Consider the following 6102-nt stretch of genomic DNA (forward strand, 5'->3'; position numbering starts at 1 on the left):
TGATGTCGGTCTGCCCGATCGCCACGATGGCGCCGTAGATGACGCCGATCACTGCCAGCGTGACGATGACCGGGCGGAAATACGTTGACGCGTCAGGGAACAACTGCAGGCAGTACCGCAGCATGCCGAACGTGCCGACCTTGTCCATCACCGCGGTGATCAGAACGGCGGTCGCCGGTGTCGATTCCACCGCGGCGTCGGGCAGCCAGCGGTGGAACGGCCACAGCGGCGCCTTGATCGCGAAGGCGAACATGAATCCCAAGAACAGTGCCTTGGTCACAGCCGAAGACGCCCCCAGCGAACCCGAGGTGACGGCGGCGACGATCTGACGGAAGTCGAACGTGCCCGGGCCGTTCTGAGTGGTCACCACGTACAGGCCGATCACGGCGGCCAGCATGATCAGACCGCCGAACAGGTTGTACAGCAAGAATTTCACGGCGGCGCGGGAGCGGTGTGCGCCGCCACCGAAACCGCCGATGAGGAAATACATCGGAATGAGCATGGCTTCGAAGAACACGTAGAACAGCAGTACATCCAGTGAGACCACCGAGACGAGCACCATCGATTCGATGGTCAGTGTCAGAGCAACGTAGGCCTGGGTCCCGCGTGATCGCTCACCGCCGTCGTTCCAGCCGGCCACCAGCAGGAACGGCACCAATACGGTGGTCAGCAGGACCAGTACCAACGCGATGCCGTCGATGCCAAGGGTGTATCCCGCGCCGAATGCCGGTATCCACGGGTGAGATTCGACGAACTGGTAGGTCGGGCCGCCGGCCTTGAATTCCACCGCGAGCGCTATCGACAGCGCCAGCACGGCCACCGACACCGCCACGCCGAGCCATTTGGCGAACTGCCGCCCACCGGCCGGCACCAGAATGATGACCACGGCACCGACCAACGGCAGCAGCCACAGCACAGACAGCCAAGGGAACGTAGTCACCACAGTTGCACCGCCAGGATCGCGGCGGCGACCAGCGCCGCTCCGGCCAACATCGACAACGCGTAGTTGCGGGCGAATCCGGTCTGGAATCCGCGCAGCCACTCGGAGGTGCGGGCCACCAAGTGGCCCAACGCGTTGACCGAGCCGTCCACACCCTGGTCGTCGAACTCGACCAGCGCGTGCGTGAGCTGCGCACCCGGTCGCATGAAGACCTCCTCGTTGAAGGCGTCGCCGTACAGATCTCTGCGGGCGGCGACGGTCAGCACCGACACGTCGGCGGGTGCCGTTTCGGGCACCGGGCGGCCGAGGTAACGCCACAAAGCGATCAGGAAGCCCACGGCGACGACACCGACGGCCACCGCGCTGATCACCCATGACGGCGTGACAGGCGAGCTCTCCTCGAAGGTGGTCACCGGTTCCAGCCAGTGCCGCAACGTGCCGCCCCAGCCCAGCAGCCCGCCGGAGAACACCGATCCGACCGCGAGCAGGATCATCGGCCAGGTCATCAACGCCGGCGCCTCATGCGGATGTGCGTCTGGCGCCCAACGCTTTTCGCCAAAGAAGGTCAGCAGCATCACCCGGGTCATGTAGAACGCGGTGATTCCGGCGCCCAGCAGGGCAGCCCCGCCCAGGATCCAGCCGCCGGCTCCACCCGCTCCCAATGCGGCTTCGATGATGGCGTCTTTGGAGAAGAAGCCCGCGAAGGGCGGCACCCCGATGATCGCCAGGTAGCCAAGGCCGAAGGTGGCGAAGGTCACAGGCAGTGCGCTACGCAGACCGCCGTAGTGGCGCATGTCTTGTTCCTCGTGCATCGCGTGGATCACCGCGCCGGAGCCGAGGAACAGGCCGGCTTTGAAGAAGCCGTGGGTGAGCAGGTGCAGGATCGCGAACGCGTAGCCCGCCGGCCCGAGGCCCGCGGCCAGCACCATGTAGCCGATCTGGCTCATCGTGGACGCCGCGAGTGCGCGTTTGATGTCGTCCTTGGCGCAGCCGATGATCGCCCCGAACATCAGCGTGACCGCTCCGACGATGATCACGCCGAGGCGGGCGCCGGGGGACAGGCTGTACAGCGGGTTGCATCGCACGATCAGATACACGCCGGCGGTCACCATCGTCGCGGCGTGAATCAACGCCGACACCGGGGTGGGGCCTTCCATTGCGTCACCGAGCCAGGCCTGCAGTGGAACCTGCGCGGACTTGGCGCAGGCGCCCGCCAGTAGCAGTAGCCCGATCCAGGTCAGGGCGCTGTGGCTGGCGCCCGCTGCCTGGCCGAACACGCCGGAGTAGGCCAGCGTGCCGAAGTTGGCGAATATCACGAAGATCGCCAGTGCCAGCCCGGCGTCGCCGACCCGGTTCATCACGAAGGCCTTCTTGGCCGCGGTGGCCGCGGTCGGCTTGTGGTACCAGAATCCGATCAGCAGGTAGGACGCCAGGCCCACGCCTTCCCAGCCGGCGTAGAGGCCCACGAAGTTATCGGCCACCACCAGCAGCAGCATCGCTGCGAGGAACAGGTTGAGGTAGGCGAAAAACCTTCGGCGATCGGGATCCTCGGCCATGTAAGCCACCGAGTAGATATGGATCAGCGATCCGACGCCGGTGATCAACAGCACGAAACAGATTGACAGCTGGTCGATTTGCAGTCCGAAGTCGACCTGCAGGCTGCCCACCGGAATCCAGGTGAACAGGTTCTGGATGATGGTCCGGGCGTCGCCGTGCCGGCTGAGCAGGTCGGACAGCAGCGTCACGCCGACGCCGAACGACGCCAGTGCCGTGGCGCATCCCAGCCAGTGTCCCCACGCATCGGTGCGCCGGCCGCCGACCAGCAATATCGCGGCGCCGGCCGCGGGCAACGCGACGAGCAGCCAGATCAGATGTGTCAGTGATGTCACGGGCCTCTAACCTTTGAGCAGGTTGGCGTCGTCGACCGAAGCCGATTTGCGGGCACGGAAAATCGTCATGATGATGGCCAGTCCGATCACCACTTCGCAGGCGGCGACGACCATTGTGAAGAAGGCCACCATCTGGCCGTCGAGGTGACCGTTCAGCCGGGCGAACGTGACGAAGGCCAGGTTGACCGCGTTGAGCATCAACTCGACGCACATGAACATCACAATCGCGTTGCGCCGCAACAGGACACCGGCAGCGCCGATGGTGAACAGCAGCGCGGACAGGTACAGGTAATTCTCCGGATTCATGACGCACCCCCTCTGGTGATGGCGTCAAAACCGTTGGAATCCTTGGCAACTGGCAGGTCTCGCTCTCCGACCGGCCGCAATTCGAGGACCAAGGGCACTGACAACCGGGACGGCGAGCCGTCGGGCAGCCGTGCCGGAGTGTCGACGGCGTTGTGCCGGGCGAACACGCCGGGACCGGGCAGCGGGGTGGGGTGACCGCCGGGCTGGAATCGCTCGATGGACATCTCGCGCTGTGTCTTGCGGCGCTCGAAGCGCTCCCGATGCGCCAGGATCATCGCGCCGATGGCTGCGGTGATCAGCAGCGCGCTGGTCAGCTCGAATGCCCACAGGTACTGGGAGAAGATCAGCGCCGCGAGCCCCTGCACGTTGCCTTCGGGAGCAATGTCTGTCGAGAGGCCGTTTGTCCCAAAACGGTTGGTGGCGACGTTGCCGATCCCGGCGATCAGCACGATGCCCAAGCCCAGACCGGCCAGCACGGCGGCAACCCGCTGCCCGTGCAGCGTTTCCACCAGGGACTCCGCCGAGTCCACGCCGATCAGCATCAGGACGAACAGGAACAGCATCATCACCGCGCCGGTGTAGACCACGATCTGCACCACGCCGAGGAACAAGGCGTCCTGGATCATGTAGATCACCGCCAACACGATCATCGTCAGCGCCAGCGACATCGCGCAGTAGACCGCGTTGGCGGCCATCACCACGCCCAACGCCCCGATCAGCGCCAGCGCGGCCAGCAACCAGAACGTCACCGCTTCGCCGGTGGAGGTGCGGGCGACGGTGTCCGCAGCCAGGTGAGTGATCACTTCGTGACGTCCGTGATCGGGATGTTGCGCAGGCCGTTTGCGGTGATGTTGCCGCGGTAGTAGTCGGCGTCGGTGGCGCCTTCGGCCCTGGGGTGCGGCGCCGGGGTCATGCCCTCGAGCATCGGCGCCAGCAGGTTCTGCTTCTCGTAGATCAGGTCGGCCCGGTTGTCGTCGGCCATCTCGTAGTGGTTGGTCATCGTCAGCGCGCGCGTCGGGCAGGCCTCGACGCACAGCCCGCAGCCGATACAGCGCAGGTAGTTGATCTGGTAGACGCGGCCATAGCGCTCGCCCGGCGAAAAGCGTGCCTCGTCGGTGTTGTCGGCGCCTTCGACGTAGATCGCGTCGGCCGGACACGACCACGCGCACAGTTCGCACCCGATACACTTCTCCAGGCCGTCGGCGTAGCGGTTGAGCTGATGGCGGCCGTGGTAGCGCGGTTGCACCGGCCCGGGGTTCTCCGGATAGCTCTCGGTGATCGGGCGCTTGAACATCGCGCCGAACGTGACGCCGAATCCGGCGAGGGAACTGAGGAACTTAGCCATTGGCTGCCTCCTTGGTCGCCGGCGCCAGCGGCTTACCGGGCAACGCTGGCGTGGGGAACGCCGGCTCGAAGGACGCCGTGCGTGCGGACAATGCCTCCGACTCCGTGCGACGACGTCTCCTGCGAAGCTGGCTGTTGCTGAACGGTCTTTGCAGCAGATACAGCAGTACGACGGTGACGGCGATGCTGGCGCCGACCAGCAGCGGCGTCCAATGCGGGTAACCCTGGTCGCGCGCAGTGCGGATCGCGGCCGCGATCAGCGCCCAGACCAGCGACACCGGGATCAGGATCTTCCACCCGAGCGCCATGAACTGGTCGTACCGCAGCCGAGGCAGTACGCCCCGCAGCCAGATGTAGAGGAACAGGAACAGCCACACCTTGGCGATGAACCAGAGCACCGGCCACCAACCACTGTTGGCGCCGGCCCACATGTTCAGTGGCCACGGCGCGTGCCAGCCGCCCATGAACAGCGTGGCGGCCAGCGCCGACACCGTCGTCATGTTGATGTACTCAGCGAGGAAGAACAACGCGAAGCACAGCGACGAGTACTCGGTGTGGAAACCGGCGACCAATTCGCCTTCGGCCTCGGGCAAGTCGAACGGCGCCCGGTTGGTCTCGCCGACCATGGACACCAGGTACGTGCAGAACGACGGCAGCAGCAAGAAGACGTACCAGACCCGGTCCTGGGCCGACACGATCTGCGACGTGGACATCGTTCCGGCGAAGAGGAAAACCGTCGCGAACGACAGGCCCATCGCGACCTCGTAGGAGATCACCTGGGCGGTGGAGCGCACGCCGCCCAGCAGCGGATAGGTCGATCCCGAGGACCACCCGGCCAGCACGATGCCGTAGACCCCGATCGAGGACAACGCCAGGATGAACAGCACCGCCACCGGCAGGTCGGTCACCTGCAGCGGGGTCCAGTGGCCGAACACCGAAACCTGCGGCCCGAACGGGATGAACGCAAACGCCGTGATCGCCGGAATCGTGGAAATAGCCGGTGCCAGCAGGAAAATCGGCTTCTCGACGCCGAACGGGACGAGCGGCTCCTTGAGCGCCAGCTTGATGCCATCGGCCAGGCTCTGCAGGTAACCACGCGGGCCAACCCGGTTGGGTCCCCAGCGCATCTGCATCCTGCCGAGAATCTTGCGTTCGGCCAGGATCGCGACTAGCACGGTCAGGACCAGGAATACGAAGACAAGAAGCGATTTAGCCAGGATCAGCCACCAGGTGTCGTGTCCGAAGCCGGTCACTTGGAAGCTCCAATCATTTGCGCCGCTCCTCAGCATCGCTGTGCTCTGCATCGTCGCCGGCGCGAATCTTCACGACGGCGCCGGGCGTGACGCCCAGTTGCCGGTGTACCGCCGAGCCCGGTGAGTTCAGCGGCACCCACGCCACATGGTCGGGCAGCTCGGTGATCGTCAGCGGCAGGGTGATCGCCCCGCGTGCGGTGCTGACGGTGACGTTGTCCCCGTCGGCGGCGCCGATGGCGGTCGCTGTCGCTGCCGACAACCGCACCACGGGCGTGCGTGCGGTACCGGCCAGGTGTGGCTCGCCGTCCTGCAGTTGCCCGTCGTCGAGCAGCATCCGCCAGCCCGCCAGGATGGCCTCACCGGCGGCGGG

At 65.7% G+C, this 6102-nt stretch carries 7 protein-coding genes; all 7 read right to left on the reverse strand.

The features are described 5' to 3' along the window. A partial coding sequence (locus WAN02_RS05655) for an NADH-quinone oxidoreductase subunit M (RefSeq protein ID WP_422263193.1) occupies window positions 1-940 on the reverse strand: 940 nt, incomplete at its 3' end. Continuing rightward, on the reverse strand, window positions 937-2829 hold the full coding sequence (nuoL, locus tag WAN02_RS05660) for an NADH-quinone oxidoreductase subunit L (RefSeq protein WP_422263194.1): 1893 nt from the start codon (window positions 2827-2829) through the stop codon (window positions 937-939). The genes nuoL and WAN02_RS05655, both read right to left, overlap by 4 nt. Before the next feature lie 6 nt (window positions 2830-2835). Continuing rightward, window positions 2836-3135, reverse strand: coding sequence for an NADH-quinone oxidoreductase subunit NuoK (gene nuoK / locus WAN02_RS05665; protein ID WP_422263195.1), 300 nt, complete (start codon window positions 3133-3135; stop codon window positions 2836-2838). Beyond that, window positions 3132-3938, reverse strand: a complete 807-nt coding sequence (locus WAN02_RS05670) for an NADH-quinone oxidoreductase subunit J (protein WP_422263196.1) — start codon at window positions 3936-3938, stop codon at window positions 3132-3134. Before WAN02_RS05670 ends, nuoK begins: the two co-directional genes overlap by 4 nt. Then, on the reverse strand, window positions 3935-4480 hold the full coding sequence (gene nuoI, locus WAN02_RS05675; protein ID WP_422263197.1) for an NADH-quinone oxidoreductase subunit NuoI: 546 nt from the start codon (window positions 4478-4480) through the stop codon (window positions 3935-3937). Before nuoI ends, WAN02_RS05670 begins: the two co-directional genes overlap by 4 nt. Beyond that, entirely contained in the window at window positions 4473-5732 is a 1260-nt protein-coding gene (nuoH, locus tag WAN02_RS05680) for an NADH-quinone oxidoreductase subunit NuoH (protein WP_422263198.1), read from the reverse strand. Before nuoH ends, nuoI begins: the two co-directional genes overlap by 8 nt. Window positions 5733-5745: 13 nt before the next feature. Continuing rightward, a partial coding sequence (locus WAN02_RS05685) for a molybdopterin dinucleotide binding domain-containing protein (RefSeq protein WP_422263199.1) occupies window positions 5746-6102 on the reverse strand: 357 nt, incomplete at its 5' end.

It is taken from the genome of Mycobacterium sp. (genome assembly GCF_049281135.1).
In the GTDB taxonomy this organism is placed as follows: Bacteria; Actinomycetota; Actinomycetes; order Mycobacteriales; family Mycobacteriaceae; genus Mycobacterium.

What these genes read in the sequence shown, in the direction of transcription:
- nuoK (WP_422263195.1), bottom strand. Translation starts at nt 3,135, where the DNA reads ATGAATCCGGAGAATTACCTGTACCTGTCCGCGCTGCTGTTCACCATC.
- nuoI (WP_422263197.1), bottom strand. Translation starts at nt 4,480, where the DNA reads ATGGCTAAGTTCCTCAGTTCCCTCGCCGGATTCGGCGTCACGTTCGGC.